The sequence below is a fragment of the Phormidium yuhuli AB48 genome (assembly GCF_023983615.1).
Classification (GTDB): domain Bacteria; phylum Cyanobacteriota; class Cyanobacteriia; order Cyanobacteriales; family Geitlerinemataceae; genus Sodalinema; species Sodalinema yuhuli.
In genome coordinates, this window is sequence record NZ_CP098611.1 from 2434951 (window position 1) to 2450913 (window position 15963).

The following is a 15963-nucleotide window of genomic DNA, read 5'->3' on the forward strand; positions in this document are numbered from 1 at the left end:
CAACTCCTACCCCATGCCCTTCACCCGCGCAATCTCTGGGCTGTTGGCTAGCGTCAACAGCCCTTTCTTTCCCCCCTCTCTACTAAATAAAACTGTTGTACCTCTTCGGCCGTGGGTTGAGCCGCGATCGCCCCAGGCTTGGTGGCTGTTAATGCCCCCACGGCACTGGCATAGGTCATGATGTTACGGGCGTTCTCAGGGTCATGGAGGGCATCAACGCCATGTTTTTGAAGTTGATGTAGGAATCCGGCCACAAAGCCGTCTCCTGCCCCCGTGGTGTCCTGTACGGTCACCGGGAAAGCCTCAATGTCCCCCACCACATCCCCAAAACAATAACTACAGCCGCGATCGCCCCGAGTAATGATCAGCCGATTGACCCCTGGGAGTTGTGTGGCCACCTCCGTCACCCCCTGAGTATTAAAGAGAAAATCCGCCTCTTCCTCGGCGAGTTTTAGTAGATCTACATCGGCGATCGCCTTGCGAATCGTCGCCTTTGCTGACTCAACATCCTGCCAAAACACCGGCCGCCAGTTCACATCAATCAAGACTTGGACTCCATGCTGTTGGGCTAAGTCTCGACAATGGGCGATCGCCTCTTGGCATGGAGAATAGGCCAGTTCCAGAGTTCCCATCACCAAATACTCGGCCTCCATAAACAGGGATTCGGGAATTTGCCTAGCATCGAGGCGAGTATCGGCAAAGTCGGCACTGTTGAGTCCCCCAAATCCGGCAAATTCGCGATCGCCATCCTCCCGCCGTACAACATACACCTGTCGGGTGGGTGCATGGGGGTGTCGCTGAACCCCACTGATGTCAACCCCCACCTCTTGCAAGACTTGGCTCAGTTGATGTCCGGGTTTGTCGTCGCCAATGCAGCCAATGAATCCGGCTGAAGTTCCCAGTTTCACTAAACCACAGGCGACGTTAGCGGGCGCCCCCCCGGGATAGGCTGTCCAAGATTCAACGGCATCATAAGGCTTGCCAATCTGATCGGCTAAGCAGTCTAAGAGGATTTCTCCTAAGCAGAGGATGGTGGGGGCCATGGGTAATAATTGGAGAGACGATGGAAACAGGGAACAGGCAAGCTAGCAATAGGCAATAGGCAATGATGTTGGTAATTTTTGATGGGAATTGTAATCTCTGTGTGACGTTGGTGAGACTTCTCGAATCTTTGGATAGGGGCGATCGCTTTCGCTATCTGCCGATGCAGGATGAACGGGTGCTGTCTCGGTTTGGGATTACGCCTCAAGGCTGTGAGTTGGGCATGATTCTACTCAACCCTGACAATCCTCAAGAACGTTGGCAGGGAACGGCGGCGGCTGAGGAAATTGGGCGACGACTGCCGGCTGGGGAGGTGTTTGTTCAGGCCTATCGCAAGTTGCCGGGCCTGAAGAATTTGGGTGATGGGGTCTATGAGCAAGTGCGGGATAATCGCTATGATTGGTTCGGCCGCCGAGACCGTACCTATGGCTCTCAATATCCCCCTGACTTGACCGCTGATGCCTCTGAATAACGATGCCACAACCGTCGTAACCAACGATAGCCCAGAACAACGGGATGAGGGACGGCCAGGGCTAGACCGTTCAGGCCTAAACAGACGGTGGCTAGACTCAATAAAATGAAGGTGGGGGCTTGGACGACACCGACGGCAAACCAAGTCCAGACATGAAGAATCATGGTCACGGCGAGAATCGTCGCCAGAGCGGCGGATAATCGCTTGATATAGGGGGGTTTTTCCATGCCAACGACCCCCAGGGTGGTTAGGGTGGCTAGCAGGTTACTGGGAACGAGGAAGGCGCAGATGCCCAGACAATGGAGACGGGACAGTTCCGCGAGATGGCTGAAATCGAGCATAGTGACGTTGGTATCCTGTTGAGGTGGCCGAGGCCCGGTCGTGATGCAATGGTGATGGAACAGTGCAGATTATATTTTATCGATTGTGGTCAAGTTGACGAGTCTTCGTGCATCATTTGCTGAGTTATGGCGATTTATGTCTATTGGGGAGAGGATGAGTTTGCTTGCGATCGCGCCGTTCAGGAGTTGCGCGATCGCAGTCTTGATCCGGCTTGGGGTTCCTTTAACTTCGATAAAATCGCGGCCGATACCCCAGATGCTGCCATTGAGGGGTTAAATCAAGCCATGACACCTCCCTTTGGCGGTGGACAACGGTTGGTTTGGTTGGACAACACGCCGATTCTGCAACAGTGTTCCCAAGACATCCAGAAAAATCTGGAACGCACCCTGCCCCAACTCCCTGATACATCCGTTTTGCTGCTGACGAGTCGCAAGAAACCAGATCAGCGGCTGAAATCTACCAAACTCTTGAAAAAGCTGGCACAGTTTCAGGAATTTTCCCCGATTCCTCCCTGGAAAACTGACCTTCTGATTCGTCGGGTTCGCGAGGTGGCCCGTAGCCTGGACATTGCCATCGCCCCAGCGGCGGCGGAACGGCTGGCGGAGGCGGTGGGGAATAATACCCGCCAGTTGGTGACGGAACTGGAGAAATTGAAACTGTTTGTGGGAGAGCAACAGGTGGGAGTGGCCGCTGTGGAGGCGTTAGTAACAACCACCACCCAAACCAGTTTACAACTGGCGAAAACGATTCTTCAAGGGGATACGGCCACGGCCTTGAGCTTAGTGGATGATTTAATTGCCCGAAATGAGGTTCCGATTGTGATTTCGGCGACGTTGATTGGACAATTTCGCACTTGGCTGTGGGTCAAATTGATGATAGAGCTGCGAGAGCGAGATGAGAAAGCAATTGCCCAAGCAGCGGAGGTGGGAAATCCCAAACGCATTTACTTTTTACGGCAAGAGGTGAGTCGTATTTCCCTGGCACAGTTAGAGCAAACTTTGCCGATTTTATTAGGGTTGGAGACGCAGTTGAAGAGTGGTGGGGATGCGATCGCCACTCTTCAAATGAAGGTGATAGAATTATGCCGGGTTTGTCGACGATAGCTAACCCGGATGTTCTTGCCCTTACGTCTCAGACTGACTATGGTTCCACGATTGTCTGTTTCATCAATCATTCTTAGCGCTACAAGTATCACCCTACTCACACTTCTCAGTGGCTGTGGGGGGAATGCCTCCAACGGAAACACTCCCGAAGTAGGCACTGAAGCTCCCTCAGAAACATGGCTTGATGCGTATGCGACTAGCCTGTCGCAAATCGAACAACAACGCCAGGCCAGTGCCCGAGAAATTTTGGATAATGTACCTGAGAACGAACGGCCGGCCCTGCAAGAGGTTCGTTGCGACCAACCGGAGAGTGTTCGCGGGTTTTCACGCAACCTACGGCGGGGACTTGTCAACTACTGCGATCGCGTTGCTGAGATTATTGAGGCGCAAAATATGACCGTCGAGGAGTTTAATGAGATGCGCGATCGCATTCGCCAAGATCCCCTACTCGAAAATCAGGTCATGCAGCGGTTAGTGCAATTACAACAGCAACAGGAGGGTTAAACGAAAATCCCTAGTACCGAGGAACCGAGCGGTCAATGGTGAGGGAGTAGGAGTCAATTCCTCCCGCAATGTTGAAGACCTTTTTAAATCCTTGGGACTCTAGCCATTGACAGGCATAAGCCGAGCGGATTCCATGGTGACATAACACGTAGGTTTCTACCTCCGGATCGAAACGCTCCAAAATTTTGGGAATCCAGGCTTGAGACTGACTGAGGGGCAAGTTTTCAAATCCCTCCAGAGCGGCGATCGCCACCTCCTCTGGCTCCCGAACATCAATTAATTGGGGGGGGTGTGTTTCTGATGCTAAACGCCGCACCAATTCATTAACATCAATAGATTTAACAGACTCAACCATAGAGGGTTTTACAGGGTAAGTAACGAACAATGAGTCATGACCGTTTATCAAAGGCTAACCAAAGACAAACTCTTAATCTTGGAAAAAGTCTTGGAGGGATTCTCCCAAACTTTCAACCAGAGATGGATCATCGGAATCAAATGAAAACTCTTTCGCTTCGATTTCTTTCACTTTAGCTTCCGGCAACCCGAGTAATTCCCGCAGTTTTTGATAAGCCGTTGCCTCCTCTTCATTGATTTTCGGCTCATCGGGGGTTCGGGAACTAGAAGCAATCACCTCGTAGCCTAAACGTAGGACCAATTCCCGCTCGTCGTCACTCTGTAACTTGGGGACCAAGTCTTCCAGCGGAATGTTTTGAATACAATACGCCTGCAAATCCTCCCGTAACTTCTGTCGTTGCTCGGGACTTTTGGCGAAGAGTTCACTAAAACGGCTGAGCATCACCTCAACCTCTTCTTGAGCCAGTTCTCCGTCAGCCCAGGCCATGGCCGCGACAATCCGCAGCAGGTTCATCTGGCGGGGAGAAATCGGTGGGGGAGCGGGGGGTTGAATGGGCATTATGAGGAAGGGAATAGGGAATAGGGGATAGGGAACAGGGAACGGGGGACTGTCAAGACGTTAACATGCGATCGCCGTTCCCTGACCTCAGGATTTAAAAAACTTTAGGGTTGCTGGGCCAGCCAGGCTTCAATCCCTTGGGCCAGGGAAACTGCTAACCGTTGCTGTTCCTGTTCGTCCATAATCCACTCATACTCATCGGGGTTAATCATAAAGCCCAATTCCAAAAGGACAGAGGGAGCAATTTGAGGACGAGTTAGGGCGAAGTTAGCCCAAAACACCCCATATTCCGGGCGATTGAGGTCTTCCACCAGGTGACGGTAGAGAAAAATGGCTAAATCTTCAGCCTGGGGGTGATACCAAAAGGTGCCAATTCCGGCAGTGTTTTCAGCGTCGCCACTGTCGGGGAGGGCGTTGTAGTGAATACTCAGAGCCAGAGTAGGTTCAGCTTTTTGAATCATATCCATCCGTTCCCGTAACCCCACATCAATATCCGTTTCCCGGGCCATAACCACCCTTGCACCCCGCCGTTCTAGCTCATCTCGCAGCCGCAAACTGACGGTGAGGGCGGGTTCTTTTTCCCGCGTTCCCGTGGGGCTAGTGGCCCCTAAATCTTCAGGGCCGCCATGGCCTGGATCAATGAAAATGGTGGTTCCCGTTAGGGGTTGACTGGGGTTAATCTCGGGGGGATGTCGTAGGGTTAGCACCAGGGTGGTGTTGTCATAGCGTAGATCGTAACCCCACTGCTGGGGGGAGGTCATCTCAAAGGTATATTGCACCCGATCGCCCCCTAACGGCTGCCAGGTCATACTGCGAATGGCAGGATTGGCGTTGAAGGCGATTAAATCTGTTTGGGCGGTGGTGTTATGCAGGGTGAGGCGGAATCGTCGCCCTTCTTGCTGGACTTCAGGGGGAACTCGACGGTTGAGGGGAAAGTGAATCTCAGTGCGATCGCCCCGTTGACGGCTACTAATACTACGAATCACCCCCTGGGGAGGTTGTCCCGCCTCCTGGACTTCGACTTCCCCTCGATTCACCCAAACCCCATAATCCAGACGCAGCCAGTCCCCTTCTTCCCCCGTAATCGCCGCTTGTACTCCCTCGGGAATGGGGGTTAGACGAGAATAGCTGGTTCCCGGGCCGGTGCGTGAGACGGCTTCTGAATTGATAATCCGCGCCACTGGCAGGGGACTGACATGGGCCGGGCGAATCTCGACACGTCCTGAGGCGGTTTCTCGCAGGCGGCGATCGCCCCGCCGCAGTTCAAATACGGGTTGTCCCCAGCTCCCTGTTGTTTCAAAACGATAACAGCCCTGATACCGGGTGGCCATCACCGTTTGAGGCTGGTTTTCTCCCGTCAGCACCGCTGCATTGCCAGGTAACTCACTGCCATTTCTCTCAGGAAGCAGGGGAATCTGACGGTTACCAAGGCTGACGGAGGCCTCAAAATCAGCAGCGGGGGCCAAAGCGGTAAAACAGACCAACTCCCCCACCTGGCGTGTGATATCAACCGCCGGTTCCAGGGAGTTTTCAGCAAAGCCAAACCCATCGTCGGGGAAGTTGGGAGCGCGGGAGAGGCGAATGACACGGCGTTGAACTCGGCGATCGCCCACCTGCACGTCAATCACATTCTCTCCAATCTCTAGGGGAACGCTAGGGGCAAAATGTCCAGCCGGGGAGCGATAAATCGACTCCCCATTGATTAAAACGGGTTGATTCGGGTCAGCGGTGCCGATCATGAAAATGCGATCGGCGAAGGTTTCATGATGATCTGGAGGATATGACAGATGCAGGGAAGATTCAGCCCGCGCTGAACTGGCGGCTATGACCATAGTACATGAGGACAAGACAAAGACTAGCCCCGACAGACCGCGATGATGGCGTCGGGGGGCTGACTTGAGAAATAAGGGCATCATTGAGGAGCTCAACAGCAGATCTTAGAGGAAACGTTGTTCCACTTTAGACCGGAGTTGTTTTAGCGTCGACTCCATGGTTTCAACAAGATAACGCAGTTGGCAGACATCAACGTCCATCTGAGTCACCGACGCGGCTCCATTGCCAAGGGCATTATGGTTCGAACTCGCTCCATAGTAATGTTTCACCTGGGACTCTACCTCTGCGGCTAGGTCGGGAACTCGTAAAACTGCTGCACTACTGCTGGCTCCTTTGAGTTTGTGGGCCAGGCGATAGAGGTGTTCCCAATCCTGAACGTCTAGAACCTCTTTCATCACCTCAATCGATTTGAGTGCATCTTCGGAAAAGGTTTCGAGCAGTTCCTGCTGAAACTCGGAATCTCCCCCGGTGATGAGCATCAGTTGTTCCATGTCAACGAGAGGGGGATTCCCTCCAGAAGCCATTTTTAAGGAGTTTTCTGAGGGAGAGGCAGAGCCACTAGACGGGTTTTCGCAGTCTGTGGGACTATCTAGCGATGCCTCCGGGAGCCAACTGGCTAAGATTTGCGCCAGACGCTCTCGTTTAACGGGTTTGGTGATGTAATCGTCCATCCCCGCCGCCAAACATTTCTCCCGTTCCCCGTCTAACGCATGGGCCGTCATGGCAATAATGGGGGGGCGATCGCCATACTCTTGGCGGATACAACGGGTTGTATCATAGCCATCAAGGACAGGCATCTGACAGTCCATAAGGATGACATCAAACGATTCTTGGGCCAGGCGATCGAGAGCCATCTGGCCATGATCCACACAGTGGACATTCACATAGCCGATGAGCTTGAGTTGATTACGAACCACTTTCTGATTCACCGGGGTATCGTCCACCACTAGAATTTTAGCGGTGTTGGGGACGATGCCGTTGACAGAGCTGTTGAAGCCGTTCTGAGGAGATGGTGCTGGGCTAGAAACCGTTGGCCTAGCTTGAGGAACGAGTAAGGGCACCTCCACTGGGTCCTCTATCACGGACTCGATCTCTTCCGGCACCTGGAAGCCCGCCGTAAACCAAAATGTAGCTCCCTGGCCCCATTGACTCTCAACGCCAATCTCTCCCCTCATTAACTGGGTTAACTGTTTACAAATGGCTAATCCTAACCCAGTTCCCCCATATTGACGAGTGGTAGACGCATCCACCTGAGAAAAGGATTGAAACAGTTTGTGTTGCTGTTCCGGGGCGATACCAATGCCGGTATCTGTGACGCTAAAGCGCAGCCAAATTGGGGTGGAGGGGGCTAGCGATGGAGGGCAACAATCGGCATAGTCGGCTCGCAGCGTGACAGACCCCTGGGCGGTGAATTTAATGGCATTCCCGGCTAAGTTGATGAAAATTTGTCGTAACCGGGTCGGATCTCCCTGAATATAGCTGGGAATTGTCTCGTCAATCTCAACCCGCAGTTCTAATCCTTTGCTCTGAGCTTTGGCGTAGAGTAAGCGGGTGACATCAGTTATACAGCCTTTGAGATGAAAGGGAATTGACTCAAGTTCCATGCGGCCGGCTTCGAGTTTCGAGAAGTCAAGAATATCATTGACGATCGCCAGCAGACTTTCACCACTACTGCGGATGGTTCTTAGAAAATCCTCTTGTTCCGGGGTCAACTGGGTAACGAGCAGTAAATCAGTCATGCCAATCACCCCGTTCATGGGGGTGCGGATTTCATGGCTCATGTTAGCCAAAAACTCTCCCTTCGCGACGGTGGCGGCTTCGGCGGCTTTCAGGGCTATCTGAAGTTCTGCGGTTCGTTCCTCAACGCGACGGGCCAGATGTATGGAGGAGCGTTTGAGTTTGCCGTTGGCTCGGCGCAGTTCCCAGAGGTTCTGACTATTGACGATGATAATAGAGGTGGTGGATAGGGCCAGGCTCGGAAGGACGATGGGGGAAAGCCAACCCCAGAGAAAGCTGAGATAGGTGATGAGGCTGAGGCTACCCACTCCAGCGGTGATGGTGATGAGTGAGGCTAACAATCCTAGGTTATAGCCTCGGGCTCTCGCCCAGAAGAGCAAATGACCTGTGCTAAAAGCCCCAAACCCAGACCAGAGGAGAATCCAGCCCCAAATGGCATGACGGTGCCAAAGTCGCAACAGGGGACGACCGTCAAGGGCAGCGGCGAGGGTTTGACTGATGATATTGGCGTGAATCTCTACCCCAGCCATTTGTGGCGGATCTTGGCTGAGGTTACTACTGTAGGGAGTATAGAAAAAGTCATTGAGGCTCGGGGCTAGCGGACCAATCAGAACAATGCGATCGCGGAATTGTTCAGGCGGGACGGCCCCCGTGAGCACCTCGGTTAGTCCAACGGTTTCAAAGGTCTGACTGTAATAATTCAGAGGGATTTGGTAGCCGCCAATCTCATCGGCAAAATAATCCCCAACCTCTAGGGTAATGGGAAAAAAGCGGGCCTGACCCAGTTTTAGATGTCCTCGTGATTCATCAACGGCTTGTAAGCGAATGTCCTGTTGTTCCAGGTAATGCAACGCTAACACCACCCCTAGGCCCAACCGAGAATTGCCTTGCTCATCCTCCGCCGAGAGAATAGCGCGGCGAATCTTACCATCGGCATCCGGGAGAACATCAGAAATCCCCACCCGCCCGGCTGCATCTAACGCAGGTGGCGGGGCGACAGGATTACCAATTAATTTTTCTACACCAAAAAGGTTTGGGGTCGTCTCAAAGACCTCAACTAGCTCCTCATGTCCCGGTTCAACCGGTAGATCTCGATATAAATCTAAACCAATTGCGGCTGGGTTGGCTTCGTCAATCCGGCGCAGCACCTGACCCAACACCGTATCGGGCATGGGCCATTGTCCAACTTCTACAATATCGGCTTCGTCAATGGCGACAATGACTAACCGAGACTTCAGGGGTTCCTGAGGACGCAAACGAAAGAGTTGATCCCGAACTGTCCATTCCCAAGGGCGAAATAGACCTAAAATCTGTCCGAGGATAAACAGGGCCCCGACTAACGCCGGGGTCATCAGGATAAATCGCCATCGCCACAGCTTAACCCGAAGGCGCCGTCGCTTTAGTTTGGCGTATCGAGATCCCATAGACGATTTCAGATAAGCATTTTGTTCAGTGTGCCATCCTCCTGATGCCTATCCTAACAGTTGAGAACACAGGGGCTCCCGATTTCTTTCCAGGAGTCCCTGTGCCCCTGACTCGTTGTTTTTCAATCCCTGATGACGTAGGGGCGAAAGATTTTTGCCCCTTGCGAAAGATTTTTCGCCCCTACTTGTAAATTAGTCAAGGTTTAATGACTGTTGACTTAACGCTTCCAAACCGACAGAGGTTAAGAGTTGATTCCAGTTTTCGGCAATGATGTCATTTCCGGGCTTGCTCTGATAGGCGTTGGCCAGGGTGGTGAGAGCATCATACCAAATGCCAAATTCCCCATACACCTCGGCGATGTCCACAGCGGTCTCGGCACCGGTTAGGGCATCCCCTAGGGACTCGTTAACGGGTAAACGGTACACGGTTCCCTCAATGGTGGGATTATTCGGATCAAATTCCGATACACAATGGACTTCAAAGTACCAGGAATAATCTTCCCCTAAGGCAATTTCAGGATACTCTTGGGGCAAGGTGATCTGGACGATTCCGCCCTGTGCGGGCAAATCTACGCTGGTTCGGTAATGTAAGTCACCATTACCATCCTGTAAGCTAAAAGAACCGGTCTGAGCGGTGGTTTCAGGAACGGACACAAAGAACGAGGGATGTTCCGATACGGTTAAGACTCGTTCAAAGTTGGGCAGAAGTGGACGCACGGCTGAGAGGTTCTCTTGACCGACTAAACACTGGCCATCGGTCCGGCTAGCTCCGCCACCGGTCCGGGTTCGTGGTGTTCCAGCGACCCCATCGGGTGTGCTAAAGCTCACCCCTAACACAGACGGCGCTGCTACCCCAAAGACTGTTGTCAGGGATAAGGTCGCTAGCAAATAGCGAGAGACTTGTGAAATAGACTTCATGATTTGACCTCGGGATTGAATGAAAGTCGTTGTCGGTATACTTCCTAATTAACATAGTATTTGGGGAATTTCGCAAACTTGGGGCTCAAGTGTGAAAATTTCTTAAAGCTGAGATGAAACTTCCTAAACTTGAGGGGAAATCCTTTATAGCCAATTGCCCACTAAGACAAAGGGGGCCCAGAAGAAGGGACGCTGATACTCGGACTGATGCAGTAAGTAGAGCTGGGCTTGTTGTAAGGCTTTGGCTTTGCTCATACCCGGCTGGGCCAGTTGCTGGTAGAACTCGGCCATCAGGTCAGCGGTAGCCTCGTCACGGACGGCCCAGAGGGTGGCAATGGTGGAGCGGGCCCCACTGCGGACAGCGAGTCCGGCGAGTCCCAAGAGGGCGCGATCATCCCCCATGGCGGTCTGACAGGCACTCAAGACCAGAAGTTCTAAGGCGCCAAATCGCTGTTCATCTCGGCGTTGCAGGAGTTGTCCGAGTTCGTTGACATTGAGTTGACCATCCCAGGTGAGAATGAAGGTATCTTCAGCATTGGAGCTAAATTGACCATGGGTGGCCAGGTGGAGGACGGGACTATCGGCACGACGCAGGGCATTACGGGTGGCTTCGATGGTGAAGGACTCATTAAGGCGCACATCGGCGTTAATGGTGCTGCGAATTCGGTTGAGTTCAGTTTCGACTCCCGGGAGGGCGGTAAAGCCCGCGCGAGACTCACTCAACCCTGCTACGACAGCTTGCAGGCGGCGGTTATCTAGGGGTTGGGGTTCTAGGAGTTGTAGGCTCGGGGCGATCGCTAAGCTATAGTCCTCAATGAGATAATGGTGGCCGTCATGTAATACGGCCATAGGCAGGTTGCGTAATTGCCCATCCAAGACAAAGACTAGGGTTTCGGTTTGGGCCCGTTGCAAGTCGGCGGCGACGGGGCGGATTAACCAATCGTAGAGTTGTTGATACAGTTGCAGTTGTTCACTACGGGAAAAGGACAAACTCAGGGATTGACGAAAGCGGTTGAGGGTTTCCCGTAATTCCTCTTCCCCCAGGGGGGTGCTGTAATGGCGTAGAGGTTCCCCAGGTAAGCCGAAAATCACCTCTAGGCGATCGCGGAGAATAATTGGATACAGGGCCGCCGCTTTGGCATCCACGGCTTCGAGTTGCATGGGACGGGCTTCTAAACAGGCTTCTCGGAAAAAGTTTTCCAATTCTGCCACTTGCAGAGCTTCGATTGTTTCTCGGGCTTGCTTCAGTTGAGCTTGAGTGGGGTCGCCCTGCAACAACAAACTAACGAGATTGCGATAGATGGGTTCGACAGTTTCTTGGAAGGATAGACGAACTTCTGGGTTAATGGCGACGAGATCTTGACCCAGTTCATTGAGGGCAGTGACGGCATTGCTATAGGCTAGAATCGCTAAGTCTCGCTGGCCCTGTTGTTCGTATAACTGTCCGAGTTGTCCTTGCCAACGGGCCATGATATCGGTGCTGTTAGCTAGAGGACTAGCAATTTCCAGAGCCTGTTGAGTGAGGGCGATCGCCTCAACGATTTGTCCTTGTTGTTGATAGAGCCGCGCCAATTGCCCGAGGGCCAGGGCTTCAGCTCGGCCATCCTCTAAGTCTCGGGCTTGCTCAATGGCGATGGCCAAAATGCTCGTTAACTCACGACGTTCAGAGGCAGTCCAGAGATGGGATGCTGTTTCGGCAAAGTTGACGCGAGCATAGACTCCAGGACGACTGGCGGGGAGGGCGTTCAGTTGAACTTGGATTGTCTCCAAGCGTTCACGGGCGGCTTCAGGAAAACCGGCCTGGCGTTGCAAACTGGCCTGTTCCAAGCTGGCGGTAATGGTGTCTAGGGGAGTGGTGGCACGGGTGATGGCCTGCTCATAAGCCTCAAGGGCAGCATCCGTGTCCCCAAGGGCACGATAACTATCCGCCAAAGCTCGAAAGATTAAACTCTGTTGGGGTAACCCGTCCCGTTGAGCGATGTCGATCGCTCGGCGTAACACCTGCTGAGACTCCTGTAGATTCCCCACCACCTGCTGGGCAATGGCTAAATCGGTGAGGGCGGACACCTGTAAGGGGGGATGATTGAGATCATCGAGTTGGTCGGCGACCCGTTGCAGGTGCTGCTGTGAGCGTCGATAGAGGCCTAAACTTTGTAGGGCAATGGCCTGATTATTGAGGGCACCGAGTTCTCCTAAGCGATCGCCCTGATGGCGATAGAGTTCAGCAGCCCGCTCCCACGTCTCCAGGGCCCCTTGGGCATCCCCCCGGGCCAGTTGAATCCGCCCCTGAGTGATGCGAGCTTGGGCTTGGATGGCTTGGCCTTGGGGCTGGCCATCCAGATAGTCTAAAGCCTGATCGAGAACTGTTTGTGCCGGTAATACCTGTCCCAGTTCATAGAGAGCTAAGGCTTGATAGGTAAGGCTACCGGCTTGTCCGAGGCGATCGCCCTGACGGGCAAAACCAGCGGCTGCTGTCGCAAACTGCTCCGCCGCTGCTTGAAATTGACCGTCATTGAGGAGCGATCGCCCCTGCTGTTCTTGAGCGAGGGGAGCACTTTGGGCGAGGGTTGGCGGGGGGCTAGCGGTAGCGGAGTCCCACCCTTGAGACCCACCCAGGGCCAGGGTAAAGCCCAGCAGGACGTAAAGGCTTAGAGCCAAACCTACCCAGGGACGGGGGAACCGGAAACGTATCATGACGAGTTTAAGAAAATGAAGGGAATGGGGGTGACGGGAACTTCTGCCGTTTAACCGCAGCCTTGGCCGAGATGAACTGAGTGAGGGGCGACTAAGACGACTGTTCCATCGAGGCGATACACCCAAGTTGTTGCTTCAAGCAGATTAGACCCTGATTCTAGCTCAGGAGTCAGGGAAGAGGGGGAGGTCGTCTCGAGCGATCGCCAATCCCGATGATCGCCCCAACCGCTATAAGTCCCTCGTAAGCTATCACTGGGTTGCTCTGGCAGTCCCCCCCGTCCCGTGACCATAAAAGTATTACTATCACTGGCGGCACAACCCGAGGCAATTTGAGTGGCTGGATCAAGGGGACGCTCAGTTAATTCCACTAACCCCGTTCCCGCTTCCGCATCGGGGGTTTGGATGCTGACGGTTCCATCCAGACCCAACTCGGAACTGGCGGTAATTTGGCTGTTGCCTCCCAAGAACAGACCCTGAGTGACGATTTGGATATTCCCCCCCGACCCTTGAAAAGCATTGGCATCAATACCACTCTCTTCTAGGAGGGCGATCGCCCCCAAATCCAAGTTAATATTGCCCCCATCGCCGCCAGCGGTGGCGGCTGTCCCCGCCCGAGTTGAAAGGCTACTCCCCCCCCGTAAAATCGCCACATCTTGCACGGTTAGGTTGAGGTTACCCCCCTGCCCTAAAACACTGGTAGCGGCAATCTGCCCCCCCGTTAAGGTTAACCGTTCTCCTTGCAGTTCCATATCCCCGGCATTCCCCAGACCCTGAGAACTCACCGAGAGTTGAGCCTGATTGCCCAACTGTAACTCCCGGAAGTCCAGACGGAGATTTCCTCCCGCTCCATCTACGGTTGAGGCCCCGATTTCAGCATTATTGATAACGTCAATGCGATCGGCAATAACGTCTAAATTACCAGCCGCCCCAGTTCCTCGACCACGGACGGCAATTTCTCCCCCATTGCTAACTCGCAAGAAGGGGGTCATGATGCGCAGGTTGCCCGCTTCCCCCGCGCCCCGGGATTCAGCAAACAGGGCGCTAGGTTCCCGTCGGCCAAACGCCGAGATGATTTCTCCAGAAATGTCGATGGACTCACTCGCTTGAATGGTTAGACTTCCAGCGGCTCCTTCCCCGGCAGTAGCGGCGGAGATGCGCGACCCGTCACTCAGCCGTAACCGTTGAGTTTCAATTTCTAGGGAGCCCGCTCCAGCGGTTCCCTGTTGTCCTGCTACTTCAAATAAGGAGGAGGTTGTAAAAACGCCGCTGAGCCAAACTTGGTCATCACTGGGTTGGCCTAAGTCAATGGATTCCCGGGCGCGAATCTGTAGACTGCCTCCTTGTCCAGCGCTACTGGAGGCTGCTGAAACCTGCATTCCGCCCCGAGCCTCTAACACTCGGGTTTCAATAGAAAGGTTACCGGCATTGCCCCGTCCGAGGGTGGAGGTGAAGAGTCCACCGGGGAGAATGGCTCCGGCTGGGGTTCTCTCCATGGTGATGCGATCGGCGATAACGTCAAGATTGCCACTATCAGCAGTGCCGCTGGCACTGGAGGCGGTACTGACAATGCCGCCATTCTCAAGCCGCAGGTGATCGACGACGAGGCGAATATCCCCCGCGCGGCCGGCGGCTGTGGTTCCGCTTAGGAGTATGGCGCGATCGGCTAAACGAAACTCTTGGGCGTTCAGTTGGATATTGCCCCCAGGCCCTTGATTGAGGGCGCTGGTTAGGACGGCTGCACCTTCGCGAATGTCAATCTCACCCCCGGTTAGGCTGACGGTCCCCCCCATACCCCTTCCTAGACTAAGGGTATATATCCCATCTTGAAGTTGGCTGGGGTTAAAGGTTTCGTCGAGGAGTTGGGCGAGAATTCGGCCTGGCTGAGTTCCCAGGATTTGGATGCGATCGCCCCTAAGGGTAATCGGTCCCCCCGCCCCGGAGGCAAAGCTGGAACTGGAGATAAAGGCGCGATCGCTCATCTGGATTTCTTGGGCCTGTACGTTAATCCCTTGGCCATCTATGGGGCCAAAGGTATCGGCCCGTAGGCTTGCCCCAGCTTCGAGTTGAATGCGATCGCCATAGAGGTCAATAGCCCCCCCTCCTAAGCCACTACTGCTGACCGCAGCGCCTTGAGATAGATGTAGCGGTCCCCCGGCTCGGGCTTGGTCGTAGTTAAGCCGGAGTCCTGAGCTGGACTCGCTCCAGGTGAGGGTGCTTTGGTCGCCGACGGTTCCCAAGAGGATTTGACCCCCAAAGCTACTGAGGTTGCCCCCAGGAAGCTGTAACTCCCCAGCAAACAGACCTAGGGTTCGTCCTGGGGCCACAGTGAGGCCCGGGCGTTCAGGGAGAGGGAGGGGGGCATCGAGACTCGGAATTAGGGCACTGGCGGCTCGGGATTGATTGTGGATGGGAGCGGGATTGTTGCCAAATTGCAGGCCAATGGGAGCATTGACGGTGAGGAGAGAGGCAGAAGCGTCCGGAACGCGAGCATCATAGTAGCTCCCATCCGCGAACAGCAGACGGTCAGCTGTACTGGCGATAAAGGAGCCACCCAGTTGCAGTTGGGCAGTTTCGCCGAACCGGATACCGTTGGGATTGAGGAAAATGAGACTGGCTTGGGGGTTAGCGGAGAGCAGGCCGTCAATTTGCGAGAGGTTCTCGCCGGTGACACGGGTGATAATCCGTTCAACGATGGTGGGGTTGTTAAAGTGAGCTTGCCAACCGGCAGGCAGGCTAAACTCCTGAAAGCTATGGAAGAGGTTTTGCCCTGCGAGGGTTCCCCCTTCAATGGTCAAGCGGCTATTCTCCTCAAGCACCCGAGAGTTTTCGGGGAGGCTGCTGTCTGGGATAATCTGGCCGAGTACTGGGGAGGTCACTGCCAGACTGAGGAACCCCAAGACCAGCAGGGTTACGGAGCAGCTGGTGACGGCCGTTGGTTTGTCAGTCTGGGGGGATACTCTCATGGTTTTCTAAATCTACCTC

General features: G+C 54.0%; 12 protein-coding genes. 3 read left to right on the plus strand and 9 right to left on the minus strand.

Going from position 1 to position 15963, the window contains the following annotated elements; all coding sequences use genetic code 11:
* Positions 1-53 precede the first annotated feature (53 nt).
* A complete protein-coding gene (locus tag NEA10_RS10460) occupies positions 54-1043 on the minus strand; it encodes a carbohydrate kinase family protein (protein ID WP_252659515.1) in 990 nt (329 codons plus the stop codon).
* 62 nt (positions 1044-1105) lie between these two features.
* Here NEA10_RS10460 and NEA10_RS10465 point away from each other — a divergent pair, with 62 nt between their 5' ends.
* The gene (locus tag NEA10_RS10465; RefSeq protein WP_252659522.1) at positions 1106-1513 is read left to right on the plus strand and encodes a thiol-disulfide oxidoreductase DCC family protein; all 408 of its coding nucleotides are present in this window, start codon (positions 1106-1108) and stop codon (positions 1511-1513) included.
* On the opposite strand, the gene NEA10_RS10470 is transcribed toward NEA10_RS10465, so the two are convergent.
* The gene (locus tag NEA10_RS10470; RefSeq protein WP_252659524.1) at positions 1474-1854 is read right to left on the minus strand and encodes a hypothetical protein; all 381 of its coding nucleotides are present in this window, start codon (positions 1852-1854) and stop codon (positions 1474-1476) included. The genes NEA10_RS10465 and NEA10_RS10470 overlap by 40 nt on opposite strands.
* 126 nt (positions 1855-1980) lie before the next feature.
* Between NEA10_RS10470 and holA the strand changes: the two genes are divergently transcribed.
* A complete protein-coding gene (holA, locus tag NEA10_RS10475; RefSeq protein ID WP_252659534.1) occupies positions 1981-2958 on the plus strand; it encodes a DNA polymerase III subunit delta in 978 nt (325 codons plus the stop codon).
* Positions 2959-2997: 39 nt separating this feature from the next.
* Positions 2998-3462, plus strand: a complete 465-nt coding sequence (locus NEA10_RS10480; RefSeq protein ID WP_252659536.1) for a DUF4168 domain-containing protein — start codon at positions 2998-3000, stop codon at positions 3460-3462.
* 10 nt (positions 3463-3472) lie between these two features.
* Here NEA10_RS10480 and NEA10_RS10485 read toward each other — a convergent pair whose 3' ends face one another.
* The 7 genes from NEA10_RS10485 to NEA10_RS10515 form a co-directional block, all read right to left on the minus strand.
* Positions 3473-3817 (minus strand): rhodanese-like domain-containing protein, encoded by a 345-nt coding sequence (locus NEA10_RS10485; protein WP_252659553.1) that lies wholly within the window; start codon positions 3815-3817, stop codon positions 3473-3475.
* A gap of 72 nt (positions 3818-3889) precedes the next feature.
* A complete protein-coding gene (locus NEA10_RS10490) occupies positions 3890-4375 on the minus strand; it encodes a tellurite resistance TerB family protein (protein ID WP_252659555.1) in 486 nt (161 codons plus the stop codon).
* Between the two features lie 104 nt (positions 4376-4479).
* On the minus strand, positions 4480-6291 hold the full coding sequence (locus tag NEA10_RS10495; RefSeq protein WP_252659565.1) for an N-acetylmuramoyl-L-alanine amidase: 1812 nt from the start codon (positions 6289-6291) through the stop codon (positions 4480-4482).
* A 21-nt stretch (positions 6292-6312) separates the two neighbouring features.
* Complete coding sequence (locus tag NEA10_RS10500; RefSeq protein WP_252659575.1) at positions 6313-9369, minus strand: CHASE2 domain-containing protein; 3057 nt, start codon at positions 9367-9369, stop codon at positions 6313-6315.
* 192 nt (positions 9370-9561) lie between these two features.
* A complete protein-coding gene (locus NEA10_RS10505) occupies positions 9562-10287 on the minus strand; it encodes a DUF928 domain-containing protein (protein WP_252659577.1) in 726 nt (241 codons plus the stop codon).
* A 144-nt stretch (positions 10288-10431) separates the two neighbouring features.
* Positions 10432-12981 (minus strand): CHAT domain-containing protein, encoded by a 2550-nt coding sequence (locus tag NEA10_RS10510; RefSeq protein WP_252659586.1) that lies wholly within the window; start codon positions 12979-12981, stop codon positions 10432-10434.
* A gap of 50 nt (positions 12982-13031) precedes the next feature.
* On the minus strand, positions 13032-15944 hold the full coding sequence (locus NEA10_RS10515) for a beta strand repeat-containing protein (RefSeq protein WP_252659589.1): 2913 nt from the start codon (positions 15942-15944) through the stop codon (positions 13032-13034).
* Positions 15945-15963: the final 19 nt, after the last annotated feature.

What these genes read in the sequence shown, in the direction of transcription:
- NEA10_RS10460 (WP_252659515.1), bottom strand. Translation starts at nt 1,043, where the DNA reads ATGGCCCCCACCATCCTCTGCTTAGGAGAAATCCTCTTAGACTGCTTA.
- holA (WP_252659534.1), top strand. Translation starts at nt 1,981, where the DNA reads ATGGCGATTTATGTCTATTGGGGAGAGGATGAGTTTGCTTGCGATCGC.
- NEA10_RS10495 (WP_252659565.1), bottom strand. Translation starts at nt 6,291, where the DNA reads ATGATGCCCTTATTTCTCAAGTCAGCCCCCCGACGCCATCATCGCGGT.
- NEA10_RS10490 (WP_252659555.1), bottom strand. Translation starts at nt 4,375, where the DNA reads ATGCCCATTCAACCCCCCGCTCCCCCACCGATTTCTCCCCGCCAGATG.
- NEA10_RS10500 (WP_252659575.1), bottom strand. Translation starts at nt 9,369, where the DNA reads ATGGGATCTCGATACGCCAAACTAAAGCGACGGCGCCTTCGGGTTAAG.
- NEA10_RS10480 (WP_252659536.1), top strand. Translation starts at nt 2,998, where the DNA reads ATGGTTCCACGATTGTCTGTTTCATCAATCATTCTTAGCGCTACAAGT.
- NEA10_RS10465 (WP_252659522.1), top strand. Translation starts at nt 1,106, where the DNA reads ATGATGTTGGTAATTTTTGATGGGAATTGTAATCTCTGTGTGACGTTG.
- NEA10_RS10470 (WP_252659524.1), bottom strand. Translation starts at nt 1,854, where the DNA reads ATGCTCGATTTCAGCCATCTCGCGGAACTGTCCCGTCTCCATTGTCTG.
- NEA10_RS10505 (WP_252659577.1), bottom strand. Translation starts at nt 10,287, where the DNA reads ATGAAGTCTATTTCACAAGTCTCTCGCTATTTGCTAGCGACCTTATCC.
- NEA10_RS10515 (WP_252659589.1), bottom strand. Translation starts at nt 15,944, where the DNA reads ATGAGAGTATCCCCCCAGACTGACAAACCAACGGCCGTCACCAGCTGC.
- NEA10_RS10510 (WP_252659586.1), bottom strand. Translation starts at nt 12,981, where the DNA reads ATGATACGTTTCCGGTTCCCCCGTCCCTGGGTAGGTTTGGCTCTAAGC.
- NEA10_RS10485 (WP_252659553.1), bottom strand. Translation starts at nt 3,817, where the DNA reads ATGGTTGAGTCTGTTAAATCTATTGATGTTAATGAATTGGTGCGGCGT.